The organism is Desulfatibacillum alkenivorans DSM 16219 (assembly GCF_900142135.1).
GTDB classification, from domain to species: Bacteria; Desulfobacterota; Desulfobacteria; order Desulfobacterales; family Desulfatibacillaceae; genus Desulfatibacillum; species Desulfatibacillum alkenivorans.
The window spans coordinates 118366-133641 of sequence record NZ_FQZU01000005.1 but is presented as its reverse complement, the minus strand read 5'-3'; the positions used below and the strand labels follow the sequence as shown (position 1 = coordinate 133641).

General features: G+C 55.1%; 17 protein-coding genes. All 17 read right to left on the bottom strand.

Going from position 1 to position 15276, the window contains the following annotated elements:
• Nucleotides 1-35: 35 nt before the first annotated feature.
• The gene (locus tag BUE18_RS06385) at nt 36-353 is read right to left on the bottom strand and encodes a rod-binding protein (RefSeq protein WP_073474069.1); all 318 of its coding nucleotides are present in this window, start codon (nt 351-353) and stop codon (nt 36-38) included.
• An 11-nt stretch (nt 354-364) separates the two neighbouring features.
• Nucleotides 365-1546 carry a flagellar basal body P-ring protein FlgI gene (locus tag BUE18_RS06380; protein WP_073474067.1) on the bottom strand — a complete coding sequence of 394 codons (1182 nt, stop codon included), beginning with the start codon at nt 1544-1546 and terminating at the stop codon, nt 365-367.
• Between the two features lie 20 nt (nt 1547-1566).
• Nucleotides 1567-2295, bottom strand: coding sequence for a flagellar basal body L-ring protein FlgH (locus tag BUE18_RS06375; protein WP_073474064.1), 729 nt, complete (start codon nt 2293-2295; stop codon nt 1567-1569).
• Nucleotides 2296-2310: 15 nt separating this feature from the next.
• Nucleotides 2311-3285: a flagellar basal body P-ring formation chaperone FlgA gene (flgA, locus tag BUE18_RS06370; protein ID WP_073474062.1), complete on the bottom strand. Its 975-nt coding sequence runs from the start codon at nt 3283-3285 to the stop codon at nt 2311-2313.
• A gap of 6 nt (nt 3286-3291) precedes the next feature.
• Nucleotides 3292-4074, bottom strand: coding sequence for a flagellar basal-body rod protein FlgG (flgG, locus tag BUE18_RS06365; protein WP_073474060.1), 783 nt, complete (start codon nt 4072-4074; stop codon nt 3292-3294).
• A gap of 17 nt (nt 4075-4091) precedes the next feature.
• Nucleotides 4092-4778, bottom strand: coding sequence for a flagellar hook-basal body protein (locus tag BUE18_RS06360; RefSeq protein WP_073474057.1), 687 nt, complete (start codon nt 4776-4778; stop codon nt 4092-4094).
• 191 nt (nt 4779-4969) lie between these two features.
• Nucleotides 4970-5242 (bottom strand): EscU/YscU/HrcU family type III secretion system export apparatus switch protein, encoded by a 273-nt coding sequence (locus BUE18_RS06355; protein WP_073474055.1) that lies wholly within the window; start codon nt 5240-5242, stop codon nt 4970-4972.
• A gap of 10 nt (nt 5243-5252) precedes the next feature.
• Nucleotides 5253-6368 carry a flagellar hook-length control protein FliK gene (gene fliK, locus BUE18_RS06350; RefSeq protein WP_073474053.1) on the bottom strand — a complete coding sequence of 372 codons (1116 nt, stop codon included), beginning with the start codon at nt 6366-6368 and terminating at the stop codon, nt 5253-5255.
• 260 nt (nt 6369-6628) lie between these two features.
• A complete protein-coding gene (locus BUE18_RS06345) occupies nt 6629-7138 on the bottom strand; it encodes a hypothetical protein (RefSeq protein WP_073474050.1) in 510 nt (169 codons plus the stop codon).
• 11 nt (nt 7139-7149) lie between these two features.
• Entirely contained in the window at nt 7150-7362 is a 213-nt protein-coding gene (locus BUE18_RS06340) for a hypothetical protein (protein WP_073474048.1), read from the bottom strand.
• 48 nt (nt 7363-7410) lie between these two features.
• Nucleotides 7411-8241 carry a flagellar basal body-associated FliL family protein gene (locus tag BUE18_RS06335; protein WP_073474046.1) on the bottom strand — a complete coding sequence of 277 codons (831 nt, stop codon included), beginning with the start codon at nt 8239-8241 and terminating at the stop codon, nt 7411-7413.
• A gap of 5 nt (nt 8242-8246) precedes the next feature.
• Nucleotides 8247-9005: a FliA/WhiG family RNA polymerase sigma factor gene (locus BUE18_RS06330; protein ID WP_073474262.1), complete on the bottom strand. Its 759-nt coding sequence runs from the start codon at nt 9003-9005 to the stop codon at nt 8247-8249.
• A gap of 48 nt (nt 9006-9053) precedes the next feature.
• On the bottom strand, nt 9054-10028 hold the full coding sequence (locus tag BUE18_RS06325) for a MinD/ParA family protein (protein ID WP_083610819.1): 975 nt from the start codon (nt 10026-10028) through the stop codon (nt 9054-9056).
• Nucleotides 10025-11206 carry a flagellar biosynthesis GTPase FlhF gene (gene flhF / locus BUE18_RS06320; RefSeq protein WP_073474044.1) on the bottom strand — a complete coding sequence of 394 codons (1182 nt, stop codon included), beginning with the start codon at nt 11204-11206 and terminating at the stop codon, nt 10025-10027. The genes BUE18_RS06325 and flhF overlap by 4 nt, the downstream gene beginning before the upstream one ends.
• A complete protein-coding gene (gene flhA / locus BUE18_RS06315) occupies nt 11196-13301 on the bottom strand; it encodes a flagellar biosynthesis protein FlhA (RefSeq protein ID WP_073474041.1) in 2106 nt (701 codons plus the stop codon). The genes flhF and flhA overlap by 11 nt, the downstream gene beginning before the upstream one ends.
• A gap of 105 nt (nt 13302-13406) precedes the next feature.
• Nucleotides 13407-14483, bottom strand: a complete 1077-nt coding sequence (flhB, locus tag BUE18_RS06310; protein ID WP_073474039.1) for a flagellar biosynthesis protein FlhB — start codon at nt 14481-14483, stop codon at nt 13407-13409.
• Nucleotides 14484-14486: 3 nt separating this feature from the next.
• Nucleotides 14487-15269: a flagellar biosynthetic protein FliR gene (gene fliR / locus BUE18_RS06305; RefSeq protein ID WP_073474037.1), complete on the bottom strand. Its 783-nt coding sequence runs from the start codon at nt 15267-15269 to the stop codon at nt 14487-14489.
• Nucleotides 15270-15276 lie beyond the last annotated feature (7 nt).

Genomic DNA, 15276 nt, shown 5'->3' with positions numbered 1-15276 from the left:
GATCTTATATTCTTATCGGATGGGATCACAAATCCCTAAAGAACAGCTTCCAGATTCCCGCCTTTCGCCGCCTGGGGGGCGTTCAACTGGCGATACAACATCTCCCCTATTCCCAGACCGTTGCCCTCGGAGCATTTTTCCGCCAGGGTTTGATCCAGCATGGAGGTCATGATTTTGCTTTCGTTGGAATGGCCCAGCAAACCGCCCTGGGGCAGGGACTGGCGTCCGTTTTTCAACAGATTGTATATAAACAGCGATTCGAAATCGCTGCACGCCTTACGCAGCTTGGCGTCTTCGGCCTGGGTTTTCATTTCCTGGGTCAGTATGGCGGAAGTTGCGGAATTGATCTGCATGGCCGGACTCCTTATAAGATCACCAGTTCGCCCTGCAGGGCGCCGGCGGCTTTAATCATTTGAAAGATGGTGATGAGATCCCGGGGGGTGACGCCAATGGCGTTAAGGGCCCGGACCAGATCGCCTATGGTCGCTCCCGCCGGAACCACCATGAGCTGCTTGTTTTCTTCAGCCACAACCACCTGGGAATCGGCGGTGACCACGGTCTGACCGCCCGGGGCGGCAACAGCGCCGTCTTCCAGATCAAGCTGTTCGGTCTGAGCGTCGGCCGGAGGATTGGGGCTGAAAGAAGCGGGCTGGGAAACCTGGGCGCTTTCCGTAATCTGAATGCTCAGGTTGCCGTGAGCCACAGCCACCGTGGAAATGCGGACTTTCTCGCCCACCACCACGGTTCCGGTCTTCTCGTTTACGATCACCTTGGCCACGGCGTCGGGCATGATGTCCAGGTTTTCCACCATGGCCACCATGGAGACCACTTTGTTCCGGTAATTCTGAGGGATGTCTATAATCACCGTGCCGGAATCGGCTGCGTAAGCGACAGGCATGCCCATTCCGTTATTGATGGCGTCCCTCATTCTGATTGCGGTGGTGAAGTCGGCGTCGTTCAAGGCCAGGGTCAATTCGTTTCTGCCCTGCAGCTGCATGGGGATCTCCCTTTCAATGGAGGCGCCGCCCACTATCCGGCCCACCGTAGGATGATTTTTGACCGCTCCGCCGCCGGCCGCGCCGCCTACGGAGTAGCCGCCCACGGAAAGAGGGCCCTGGGCCAGAGCGTAAACGTTGCGATCCACGCCGCGGAGAGGGGTGAGCAGCAAAGTCCCGCCCACCAGGCTTTTGGCGTCGCCCACGGAGGATATGACCACGTCCACCTGGCTGCCGATCCTGGCGAAGGGAGGAATGTCAGCCGTCACCATGACCGCCGCCACGTTCTTGACCTTGACGTCATCCTTGCTTACATGCACGCCCATGTGCTCCATCATATTGACCAGGCCCTGGAGGGTGAATTCCGTGCCCGACTTGTCGCCGGTGCCGTTCAATCCAACTACGAGGCCGTAGCCGATCAACTGGTTGGTGCGGACGCCCTTGATGCTGGCCAGTTCCTTGATCCGGGCGGCCTGGGCGGTGGAAGCCGCCAAGGTAAAGGCTGCTGCGGCAAGTAAAACCAAACGCGCTATTTTCCTGACTTTAGACATATCCTTGCCTCCAATCTTCCTTAGAACGGCCACACATGATCCAGGACGCGGGTTCCCCATCCGGGAATTTGTTTGTCTGCAATCACGCCTTTGCCGTAGTACTCAATGCGGGCGTCGGCGATGTAGGTGGACTGGACCACGTTGCTGGGATCGATATCTTCGGGGCGAACGATGCCCGAAATGGTCATGTATTGAGTTTCGTTATTCACCTTGATGGCCCGGGAGCCGGAAATCTGGAGGTTGCCGTTGGCCATGACCCCCACAACGCGGCCGGACACATAAGCGGTTACGCTGCCGCTGCGGTCGTTGGTTCCCTGCCCTGTGAAGCTGGGTTTGTAACCGGCGCTCAACAGGCTGTCGCCCTTCAAATTCTTATTGGCGGCTTCCAGCCAGGTCATATAACCTGCCAGGTCCGTCACGTCGGCGCTGACGCTGGAATCGCGGGTGGTGGTGGTCTTGGCGGTCAGTGAGGCCGTGGGGGTTTCCGTAATCCTGATAGTCACCAGGTCGCCGACCTGCCTTGCCCGCCTGTCTCCAAAAAACTGGCTTCCGCCCGGGTCGACCCACAAGGAGCCTTCGGCCGGACGAGGCGCGGTATAGGTGACCGTCGCCGGCTGCTCCAGCATGTGCTGCGGAGCGGTTGCCGCGGAGGGCGCAGGGCTGGCGAGAGTATCCTGCCTTTGGGCGGCGCATCCCATGGAGAGCGCCAGAACGATTGCCAAAATGATGATTCCTAAACGCATGATCATGTTACATCCTCCCGCCTAAAACGTGACTTCCACCTGGGCCGGACCAGTGACCCGGCAGGTGATTATTTTTTCGCTCATCTTGTTTTCCACTTCTATGGCGTCGCCCAGACCGCCGGACTCTTTGGCCAAGCCTATGGCCGTGATGGAAAGAACGCCGTTTTCCGCCATGATGGTCACATCCTCGCCGCGTTCAACCAGGGGCGGCTTTTCAAGCATTCTGGAAAGCATGTGCTCGCCGGCATCCATGTCCTGACGCAGCCGCATGCCTCTTACCTCTTTGGGATCGGTGACGACGCCGTCGGGCAGGCGGGAAAGGTTCCGCATTTCCACGGTCACATCTCCGGCAGTGAGCACGTCCATGCGGTCCAACTTGCGGGCCGCTACGACGACCGGAGCTTCATAGTCCACCCAGGCGGCGATGCTTACCCTGCGCTCCATTTTTCCATCCACGCTGATGATTCCCTTCAGGCTGATCTGGCCGTAGTCCTCATCATTGCGGCTGTCTTCCAAAACCACGTCCAGCATTCCTTCGGCTACGGCTCCGTTGCCGCGCACCTGAAACCGGCTGACTTCAAAATGGCCTACGGGCAGTTTGTCGTTAAGATAATCGATCAGCATGTCTTCAAAATCCTGGTCGTCCACTTCCTGGAAGGAACGGTGCACCTTCACCCTGGAGGGAATTTCGATCACGGCGTTCTCGGGCAGGTCCAGCCGGTCCAGCTTGGCCTGGATCATGGCGCCCCGGAGGGAGCGGCGTTTGCCCGGAGCAGGCGCCCTTCCCAGGTAGACTTCCTTAATTTCGTGGGAAAGAGAGTCCAGCCCGGAAATCACGGCCACGTCTCCCAAAAAGACGCTGTCTTCCTGCACCCAGGCCTCGGACGGCACACGAATTTCAGGCGCCTTGGCGATTGCAGCGCCGGCCGCCAAGGCTGAGAATACGGCCAGGCTGATTAACATAACGGCGAGTTTATGGGCGGAAAGGCGTCTCATGGGTTATTACCTCTTCACGTTGTTGGCTATCTGCAGCATGCTGTCAGCCGTCTGGATAGCCTTGGAGTTGGCTTCATAGGCGCGTTGGGCCACGATCATGGTCACCATTTCTTCGACCACGTTCACGTTGGACATTTCCAGGTAACCCTGGCTGATGGTCCCGAAGCCTTCGTCGCCGGGCGTTCCTTCCACTTCCTCGCCGGAAGCCTCGGTGGTCTTGTAAAGGTTGCGGCCCATGGAATAGAGGCCAGCCGGGTTGGCGAAGTCGTAAAGCGTGATGTCGTAGGTAGCCACTTCCTCGTTGGCCGGGCCGAAAGCCGTGAGCTTGCCGCCGGAATCCACGGAAATGAGAACCGCATCCGTAGGCACCGCGAATTCCGGCTGCAGCCTTTCACCGGCGGCCGTGGTGATGTAACCTTCGGAATCGATCTTGAATCCGCCGGCGCGGGTGTAAACTTCTTCGTTATTGGCCAAAACCTTAAAAAAGCCGTTCCCTTCAATGGCCCAGTCCAGTTCGTTGCCGGTCTGGCTGTAGTCGCCCTGGACGAAAATCTTTTGCACGCCCGTGGGCTTGGAGCCCATGCCGACCTGGAGGCCCGTGGGAAGCTGCGTACCGCCCGTGGTGGTTGCTCCGGCCACCCGCAGGGTCTGGTACATGAGATCCTGAAAGTCAGGCCTGCTGCGTTTGAACGCGGTGGTGTTGATGTTGGCCAGGTTATTGGAAACAACATCAATATTAAGCTGTTGAGCCTCCATCCCGGTTGCTGCTGTCCATAATCCTCGTAACATGGCAATTGCCTCCCTTTTTACCTCAGCGTGCCTACTTCGCTGACGGCTTTGGTATTCATTTCACTGGCTGTATTCATATATTTTTGAAAGGTCTCGTAGGTTCTTAACGACTCCATCATCTTGACCATTTCCTGGGGAACAATCACATTGGATTGCTCCAGGTAGCCCTGGTTCACTATCGTGCCTTCAGGACGCTCCAGGCGCTCGCCTGCGCCGCCTTCCGAAACGTAATAAGCAGCGCCTTCTTTGGAGAGCATTTTGGGGTTTTCAAAATTGACCACGGCGATGGTTTCCAGTTCCTTGCCGTCCACCATGAGGGTTCCGTCAGGAGCTAAGGACAGGTCGCCGCCGTCCACCACTATGGGGTCGCCCCGGTCGCTCAGGAGCTTGTCGCCGGCCGCATTGACGATTTCTTTGTCCGCGTTCAGCAAAAAACGCCCCTGGCGAGTGTAGCGAAGCCCGTTCTCGCCCTGCATTTCAAAGAAACCCTCGCCCTGGATGGAAAAGTCCAACTCATTTCCCGTGTGCTGCACAGGCCCTTCGGACATATCGGTCTTGGTGTAGGGATTGGAGTTTTTATCCAGGGCGAATATGTCGCGCTTGAATCCAGGAGTCGAGACGTTGGCCAGGTTATTGGAAATAACCTCAAACCGTTCGTACTCATTATAAAAGCCCTTGGTTGCGTATATGGTTCCTATGTTCATGCTTCCTCCTTGGTTTGCCCTGAGTCGGGTTGACCGGTGAAATTGCAACCCGGGCGCCAAGTGGAAAAAATCGGAAGCCATGAATTTAAACATCTGATTTTATTATATTTAAAAGATTATACTTTTTTGAAAGGAAGGAAAAACCGGGTAAAAAAGGTAAAAAGTGCATGCCAAATCCAGGAAAAAAATGCCTAGCGGTCCATTTTTGCCTGATTGGCTTTGTAAACGAAGGAAAGAAGCTCCGCCACCACCACATAGAGTTCGGCCGGAATTTCCTCGTTCAGGTCCAGACGGGCCAAAACCTCCACAAGGTCCGGGTCTTCCTGAACCGGCACCCCGTGCTTGCGGGCGAGGTCGATGATTTTTTCGGCAATAATCCCTTTGCCCGTGGCGGTGACGCGGGGAGCGTTGTCCGCGAGGGCGTTATATTTCAGGGCAACGGCCTTTTTTAGGGATTTTTTCATGGTCAACGCCTTAAATCACAAAATCCAGCCCGTTTGGAGGTTCGGAAAACAATTCGTCGGCCAGGGAGATATTTTCTAAAAATGACTGTTCCTCCACATGAAAGGTCAGATCCATGAGTTGAAATCCATGGCTGGCAAGCCTGCTTTCCAGTTCATGAGCCCTGGCTATTAAAAAATCCGCGTTTTCCTGAGAAGAAACGCTGAAACCGGCGCGCAAAAATCTGCCAAGCAGGGCTGCATCGGCCCGAATCGGTCCCAAGGCGGACAAATCCAGGCATAAGGAAGCGGTTATCAGGCGATCTTTGCCATTTCCATCCTCACCGCCGGACTCCCTGGATAAGTCAGCCATAAACTGCACAAACCGATACTCCCCGCCCTGCAAAAAGGGCACGGACAGGAAAAAACGCCCGTTCTCCTCCATGGCGGTGACATTGGCAAGCTGAAGGCCTTGCAGATTATCCATAAAGGCCGCCAGCCTTTCGGCCTGGGGCGTGTTTTGCATTTCAGGACGGGATAAAAGCTGCATGACCAGGGCTTTCAAATCGTTATCCAACAAAGCCTGGGGCGACTGGAATGGATTGGCCGAGGCGGCCTGAGCGCCCAGCTTGCTTTCCCACATCATGCCGGAATTCTGCACAAAATTCCTGACAGCATCCGCCGTGAACGGCTTGCCGCCCCCAAGGGTCAGACGGCTTAGAAGGTTGCTCAGGGCCTGCAACTCCTCTTTGGCGGAGGGGGGCGCCTTTGCCGCAGCGCCCTCCCCTTTCAAATCCAGCAGCCCCATCAAGTCCTTGAAAGGAGATTGCCGCAATCCATCCACCAGCTTGGCGAGCGCCCTGCCCTGGCTTTCGGCCTGAACCTCTTTGGCCAGGGCCAGAACAGGCATGGGGTCCACGCTTTTGACTTCCATCAGATAGACTTTTCCGGGGATGAGGTCGGCGTTGGATTGGGCGATTATCTGGTTGCCTCGCACGGACAGCAGGAACTGGCCGGGGTTTAAACTCTTTAAGACTTTGGCGGAAAGGACGTCTTTGGGGTTGAAGGCGATTTTCGCCTTGGGGTCCGCCAATTGCAGGAGGTCCGGGCCGAAGCGGCGGATATTGCCCGGGTCAATGGGGATGGCCATGGCGAATCTCGGTTAAAAATTGGTTGCGGTTTTCCACGTCTCTAATAGTTGCATAACCCTTTTATTTTTTAGATTTCGCAAGCTCAACCAGCCTACGATTCCATGAGGGCGTTTGCAGGTCGGTTTACGAAGTCCGGCTTTGCGCTTTTTGTGGACAAAAACGCGGGAGGACTTCAAACCCGTCAGAAACGCACCCGATTCGTCCGGTGAATCCATTTCCTAAAGTCTCAAACGTCAAACGTAGATTTGACCCCATTGCTTTAGGCCCCGCTCATTTTTTCAAATTTACGCTTGAGGCTGATGACCATGTCCACCTCGCCAAGGGGCATTTGCAGCCGGGAGGCGATTTCATTGGGGGGCAGGCCTTTGGCGTCCAGGGCGACTACCTTTTGCTGCAGATCCACCACATGGTCGGACTGAACCTGTTGTCCGCCTTTCCTTGAAGGGTTTTGTTCGCCCTGCAGGGCTTCGGCGCGCTTTAGCAAGAGATTCAAACTAATAATGCGGGCGTCCAGATCGTGGTTGATCTTATTGATAATAGCTCGTTTTTCGGTAAGTTGGCCGTCAAATGCTTCGGCCAGCTTGCGCGATTCCTCCAAAACAGGCTCCAGGACCCGGGAGACGGCCATGAGAGCGGCTTCTTTGGGGACTTCAGGGCCTTTTGAAAAACGCCTCCAAACAAGAAACACCACCAGGATCAGGGCCGCGTCCATGACCACCTGGCTGATAATCCAAAATTCCAAAGGAAAGTTTTGCAGCATAAGATCCAATATCTTTCCGCCTATATTACAACATCCACAATGCCGCCGGCATTATCCTTGACCGGTTTTCTGGGAGCGGTCCGCTCATCGTTTTCCGGAGAGTCGCGGGAGTCGTCCTTTTCTTCCGGGTTAGCCCGCCTCTTCTTCCATTTTTCGCGATCAGCGCCCTGATCCTTAACCGGCGTCACCCCTTTAACGGCGTCGGGGGGCTCTGGCCGAAATCTGATATCCATTTCGCCTCCTTGTGCCTGCCGGATGAGGGATTGCGCGCATACCGGAAATTACACCGAGTACTGATTGGAAAAAATCACCTTTTGAATCCCCATTGTCGAGAACACGGATTTCAACTTGGCCGCCAACAGATTTTGCAGGGATCCGCTAAAGGCTTCCTTGTCTCCCACGCGATCCATTTCCTCCAGGACCGTATCGTATATGACCCCCCTGAGGAGCGGCCTGTTAGCCTCAAGCAGGGCGTATGTTTCTTTTTCGTCAATTTCTAGTGCAACCCTTAGAAATAAATATGTTTTTTTTGAAGCATCCTCATATGGGATGACAAAAGGCTCCAATTCCAGCCGCACGTTGCGCACTCCGCCGTACCTGTCCACGGTGGGACCCGAGGCGATTGGCGCCTCAACCGGGGCCTGGGCCGGAGCCTGCGCCGGCGCGGCTTGAGGCGCTTTTTCTTCTGTGGCCTGGGCCTTGTCATCCGTCGAATCCAGGGCGCCGCTGATCATGAAAAAACTCACCACGCCTACCGCCAGCACGATAACTGCGGCTGCCGGGATCATAATCCATTTCCTTTTAAAGGAGAACCTGGATTTTTCAGGAGCTTCCTCCTCATCCCCCATGCCTTCAAACATGGCGGGATCAGGAACAAACGCCTGGTCCGTTTCATCTTCATGGCCCCACGAGTTGTCTAAGTCCGGCTCAACGCCGGTTCCGCCGCCCCACTCGGTTCCCGCGCCGGAATCGAGTTCGTTTCCACCGCCCCAGGCGTCTCCCGGGGCGTCGTCCCCCGATCCTCCCCAGGGTTCTTCGGCAGGTTTCTTGCTTTTTGCGCTGCCGCCCAAAATCACGGTGTCGGGCATAGTGGCGTCGTCTTGATCATCCATGATTATTAAATCCTTGCTTCCTGCGTTTTAAGCTTGCTTCTCAGCTTGATCATGCATTGTGTGTGAATCTGGCAGATGCGGGACTCGGTCAGGCCCATCACCTCGCCGACTTCCTTGAGGGTTAGCTCGTCCTGATAGTACAGAGACAGGATCTGCTGCTCCTTGGGAGTCAGGCTGGATATGGACTGGGCCAGGATTTTCTTGAATTCCGAGTCCATCAGATCCCGGTCGGGGTTGGCGTTATCCTCCAGAAGATCCACATGGGTCCTGCGGCCGTCCTTGGTGTTGTCGTTGCTCCAAAGGGGTTCGTCCAGGCTGACCAGTTCAATGCCGCCCGCCTTGGACAGCATATTCTGGTATGTATCCATGTCCACGCCAAGTTCTTCGGCGATTTCCTCGGCGTCCGCTGGCCGGCTTTCCCTTTTTTCCACCCTGTTAACGGCCTGTTCGATTTCCTGAACCTTTTTTCTTACGGAACGAGGGACCCAATCCATGGCGCGCAATTCATCCAGCATGGCGCCTCGAATACGAAATTCGGCGTAGGTCCTGAATTTTACTCCACGGCCTTCGTCATATTTATCGATGGCGTCCAACAGCCCCATGATGCCCGCGCTGATGAGGTCGTCCACATTCACGCTGGGGGGCAGCCGCATAGCCAGGCGATGAGCGCATAATTTAGCCAGATAGGCGTATTTAGTGATCAATTCATCACGCCGGGCTCGTTCTTTAGATTTTTCTCTCGGTACATGTGCTGCATTTTTCATGGCACGCCCTTGAGGTGTCATCCAGGTTTGCATAAAATTCATTATTTCCTATTTTGGGGCTACCAGCCGTCTAAAGAAAAATTTGATGTTTCCGTCTGCTGAGCTGTCTTCGCCCTTGGATAAAAACCGTTCCGCTAATTCGTTAATGCCTTTGCCAGCCATGCTTTTAGGGTACAAGGTCAGCAGCGGGGCCTGCTTTTTCACCGATTTGGGTACATGGTCGTCCCGTTTGATGCATCCCATGTATTCCAGGGAAATATCCTGTAAAAACCGCAGCAAAGCGTTGCTTAAGCTTTTGAAGACCAAATCCGCCTCTGCCTCGTTGTTCACCATGTTCACCAATAGTTTAAAGGTGCGGGTTCCATGCCGGGTGAACATGACCTTCATCAGTGCATATGCATCGGTGATGGATGTGGGCTCGGGAGTGGCGATGACGATCCTTTCCCTGGCTGCGGCGTTGAAATAAACGATGTTGGAGGAAATTCCCGCGCCGGTGTCGATGAGGAATATGTCGTAATCCTCTTCCAACCCGTCGAATTCGGAAAGCAGGTTCAATTTTTCCCCCTGGGTCAGATGCACCAGATCCGCCAGGCCTGAACTGGCCGGGATGACGGAAACGCCTTCCGGGCCTTTGACAATGACGTCTTTAAGATCCTTCTCCCCGGTCAGCACATGTTTTATGGTGAACTCCGGGTGCAGGCCGTAAATGATGTCTATATTGGCCAAACCCAGGTCGCCGTCCAGAATCAAAACCCGCTTGCCCATCCGGGAAAGGGCGATGGCGAGGTTGCCCACAATATTGGTTTTACCCACGCCCCCTTTGCCGCTTGTGACCGCCACCACCCTGGGAAAGCCCTGTCCAGCGACTCCGGGCTTCTCAACGATTTCTTCCTGCAAACCGTTCATTTGGTCCTTCACCATGCGCCTCAGGCCGTCGGCCTGATCCGGTGTTTTTTCGTCCAGGCCGCGCATTTTCACCACCCGGCCCTTCTGAACTCCTGCGCTGTTAATGGACTGCGTCATACTGATAACCCCATGGCATTCGGCTCGCCTGCCGCCGAATAATCTTCAAATGACCCTTGTAAATCCGAGAACAACAGATTCTTCATGGTTTCCCGGTCGGCTCTGAAAAAGTCTTCAGGAACCCTTTGCCCTGTACTGATGAAGGAAACCGGCATGGGTCTTTTTAATACCTGGTTCACAATGGCGCCGCGCTTTTTGGTTTCATCAGTCTTGGTGAACACATAGGAACTGAAATCCAGGCCGCCGAAACGCTTGGCCGTCTCTTCCATCTCCGACTCGCAGGTGACGGCGGATAAAACCAGGTGGATGTCAATTCTGCGTTCTCCGTCAAAAAGAGCCTCCATCTCCCGCATGCGCTGGGTGTCGTACTGGCTTTGGCCCGCAGTATCTATGAGGACCACATCCTTGTCCGCCAGCCGCTTCAGGGCGTATTGCAGATCTTTTTGATTAAAAGCCTGGAGACAGGGCAGTCCAAGGATGGAGGCGTACGTCTTAAGCTGCTCCACGGCTCCAATGCGGTAATTGTCAATGGACAGCAAGCCCACGTTCTTCTTTCTTGTCAGGTGCAATTCTGCTGCCAACTTAGCGATTGTGGTGGTCTTTCCCACTCCCGTGGGCCCCACAAAGGCGCAAACCGCCTGGCCTTCCTTTATTTCGCAAGGCCTGGAAAAATTAAACCGTTTGAGGACCAGATTCATGACCGCCTTAAAAAGCCGGGCCGGGTCGCAGCCGGGCGCAGCCGCTTTTGCCTGATCCACCCAGTCCCTGGCATGGACGGTGGATATTCCGGCCCGGACCAGAGCCACATACACCTGGGTCGCCGCAGGATCGGCTAAAAGCATGCCCAGCGCATCCTCACGATGCCCCAACAGGGAAAACAACTCCCGCAGCCGGTTCATCTCCACGGAGCCTTGCGCCGTCTCCAGCGGCTTGCCGGGGCGCCTGGGCCTGAGATCCACCAAAGGCTCTTCCGCGGCGGGCTCTTCCGCGTGTTGGAGCTCCCCCTTTTGGGAAGGAATGGCGGTCACTTCAAAGCGCTGACGCACCCCAGGCCCCCATTCTCCCTCCTGCACAGGAATCTTTTTGGTGGACACGATCAAAGCGTCTGCTCCCAAATCCTTTTTGACCAGGGCCATGGCGTCCTTGATAGAATTTGCCTGATACCTTTTAACGCGCATGTGTCAAACTAACCTTCCCGACAGATTTGAACTGAACCTTATTCACAACTTCGCTGTGACTCATGACCATAAGGGACGGCGCAAACTGCTCCACCATCCTCCTGAAATGCCGCCTTAAGACAGGCGAACACAATACAATGGGCTGGAGGCCCATGGCCATGCCGCGCTCCATTTCCGAACTCACGGCCGTCATGATCTGCCCCGCAATCTTGGGATCCACGGACAGATAAGATCCGTGCTCCGTATGCTGGATATTCCTGTTCAACGTATCTTCCACTTCCGGATCCAGAGTGATGACGGACAGGGTTCTATCCTCGCCCAGATACGGCATGACGATGGCCCTGGCCAGACGCTGCCGGACGTATTCGGTCAGCAGGTCCGGATCCTTGGACATGGGCGCGTAGTCGGCCAGGGTCTCCACGATGGTGAGCATATCCCTTATAGAGACGTTTTCACGCAGCAGGTTTTGCAGCACCTTTTGGATGCCGCCCACGCTCATCTGGTTGGGGATGAGCTCTTCCACGGCCTTGGGATGCGTCTTGCCCAGGTTGTCCAACAGAGCTTGAACCTCCTGGCGGCCCAACAGGTCGTCGGCGTGGCGTCGGATCAATTCGGTCAAGTGCGTAGCCACCACGGCCGCGTTATCCACCACGGTATATCCTGCGAACTTGGCTTCGTCTTCCTTATCCTTGAGCACCCAGATGGCGGGCAGGTCAAAGGCGGGCTCCCGGGTGGTGACGCCGTCCACTTTGTGGAGCACCCCGCCGGGGTCCATGGCCAGCAAATGGTTTGTCATGAGTTCAAAACGGCCGGACTCCACGCCTTTGATTAAAATGCGATATTCAGCAGGCTTGAGATTCAAATTGTCCCGAATATGAATGGGCGGCACCACCATGCCCATTTCGGTTGCAAACTGCCTGCGGATGGAGCGGATGCGCTCCAGGAGTTCGCCGTTTTGCTCGCGATCCACCAAGGGAATGATTCCGTATCCCACCTCCAGTTCCATGGGATCCAAAGAAAGCAGATGCTCCACGGGCTCCGGCCCTTTTTCCACCGGAAGCTCCTCTTCGGCCATCTCCTCTTCCTGGCGCTCGATAGCCGCTTCTCCGGCGGTTTTTCTGACGTACCAGGCTATGCCGCTCACCGTAAGCCCCAGAACAATAAAGGGGATGTGAGGGAGTCCGGGGATGAGGCCGAACATAAAAATGACGAAAGCGCCGAGGAAAATGGCTCTTGGCTGGGCCGAAAGCTGCCTGGCGAAATCAGCGCCCATGCTGTTCTCGGAGGCGGAGCGGCTGACCAGAATGCCTGCGGCGGTGGATATGATGAGGGCGGGAATCTGGGAAACCAGACCATCTCCCACGGTCAACAAGGTGTAGTTTTGAGCGGCGACCACCATGGGCATGCCCTGCTGCAGCACGCCGATGACAAATCCGCCTATGATATTGATGACGGTGATGATGATGCCGGCAATGGCGTCTCCGCGAACAAACTTGCTGGCGCCGTCCATGGCCCCGTGGAATTCCGCCTCCCGGGAGATTTCATCGCGCCTTTTTCGCGCCTGGCTCTCATCAATCAGCCCTGCGTTCAGATCAGCGTCAATGGCCATCTGCTTGCCGGGCATGGCGTCCAAAGTAAAACGGGCCGCCACTTCGGCGATGCGCCCGGCGCCTTTGGTGATAACCACAAAGTTAATCAAAACCAATATGGCGAAGACGACCAGCCCCACCACATAATTGCCGCCCACCACAAAACTGCCGAAGGACTTGATGACCTTTCCGGCGGCCAGAGCGCCTTCGTTGCCGTGAAGCAGAATCAAGCGGGTGGAGGCCACGTTTAAGGAAAGCCTGAATAAGGTGGTTACAAGCAATAAGGTGGGAAAAATGTCAAAGTCCAATGGCCTGATTGTATACATTGCCATAAGTATGACGATAATCGACAAGGTGATGTTGGTGGCCAGCAGAAAGTCCAGTATAAAGGACGGCAGGGGAATGATCATAACCATGAGAATGGCTATCACTCCCAGCATGACCACCGCATCGCTGGAGTTCGAAAAAATGCTTTGCTTTAAATTTCCCATTGCCATGTTCGCCATACTAGCATCCTTGCCATAATCCTTGCCTTAACCTGAAATCATTGGGGAAAGCGTCAAATTTTCGACTATTTAAAGCCGGGTTCCATGGTTCGGAGGCAGCGTGTTTTAAGAAAAGGATCGAGCCCGATTTTGTTTAAGCCCGTATACATAGGCCAGAACTTCCGCCACTGCCTCGTACAGGGCGACGGGAACTTCATCGCCGATGTCTACTACTTTATACAAGGCCCGTGCCAATTCTTTGTTTTCGACGATAGGAACGTCATTTTCCCGGGCTACTTCTTTAATCTTTTGTGCGATGGGCCCGGCGCCTTTGGCTACAATGAGGGGGGCGCCCATGGTGAGAGCGTTGTATTTTATGGCCAGGGCGAGGTGTGTGGGGTTGGTGACCACCACGTCCGCTTTGGGGACTTCCTCCATCATACGGCGGCGGGCGGCTTCCATTTGTATGCGGCGGATCCTGGCCTTGACCATGGGATCTCCGTCGGTTTGCTTGTATTCGTCTTTAACCTCCTGTTTGGTCATTTTCAGCTGCTGCTCGTGGTGCCATTTCTGAAAGGCGAAATCCAGAACAGCCACAAAAACCATGATGATGCCCACCCTGATAAATAGTTTGAGAATGATTTTTAAGACGTAAGCCAGGGTGTTGGCCGCATCAACCTGGCCCAGGAGGATGAGGTTGTCCATTTCGGCTTCAATGGTTAAATAGGAAATGAAGCCCACGATGAACAGCTTGGCCAGGGATTTGGCCAGTTCCACCAGGGCTTGCTTGGAAAACATGCGGCCGAAGCCTGAAATGGGATTGATCTTGGAAAACTTGGGCGCCGCAGCTTCCCAGGAGAAGTAGAACCCCACCTGAACTGCGGCGGAGGCGAAGCCCACCACAAAAACGCCGGCGAGCATGGGGGCCAGAATCAAAAGAAATTCCCTGACCATCTCTCTGCCCAGGGTGTTGATTTCCTCCACGCCCCAGGCGGACACGTCCGTGGTGAAAATATTCTCCATCAGGCTGGTGATATGATAATGCATGTACGGGCCGAACATATACATGATGCCCAGACCGGCCATAAGAACCACGACCGAGGACAGGTCCCGGCTTTTGGCCACCTGGCCTTTTTTCCGTGCGTCGTCCCGTTTTTTCGGGGTTGGCTGTTCTGTTTTGTCTTCGTTTGGGGAATCCGCCATGATTTATGCTCCAAATACGGTCATGATGGAATGAAGCACACGCTCCCACTCATCCAGATGGGCTTTCATGGAAGCCAGGATGAGTTGAAGCGAAACCCCGAAAAAGAAGAGCCCCATCCCAACGTTGATGGGAAAGGCCACAATGAGAATGTTGATTTGGGGGACGACCTTGGCCACAATGCCGAAAGCCGCATTGACCAGAAGAAGGGCCACAATGGCCGGCCCGGCTATCTGCAAGGCCAGGGTGAACATGTCCGTGGACAATTTGATCATGGAGGGCATGATGCTTCTGCCCGCATATAAATGCCCGACCGGTACGATTTCAAAACTATGGGCCAGGGCCCGGATAAAAATGTGGTGGCCGTTAAGCACAATAAAGAGGACCAAAGTCACCCAAAAGGCGAAATTGGATAAAATGGACATCTGTCCGCCGGACACCGGATCGAATACGTTTGCGATGGCGAATCCCATCTGGTAGCCCACCAGCTGCCCGCCCACCTGGACCGCTGCGAAGAAAAAACTGACGATAAGGGAAAGGGTCAGGCCCATAACCGCCTCGCACAGGATCATCAGCCCCCCTTCCAAAACCGTGCCCGGAAAAGACTGGGGATTCACCTGGACGATGGGCGTCAGATACAAAGTCAGTAAAAGGGACAGCCCCGCCTTGACCGGCAAGGGAATGAGGTTGGACCCGAACACGGGAAACATGAACAATATGACGCTGACGCGGATGAGTATTAAAGCGAACACCGCAATCTCGTTCATATCCAGAAAGGGGAAGTTCATTGCAGTC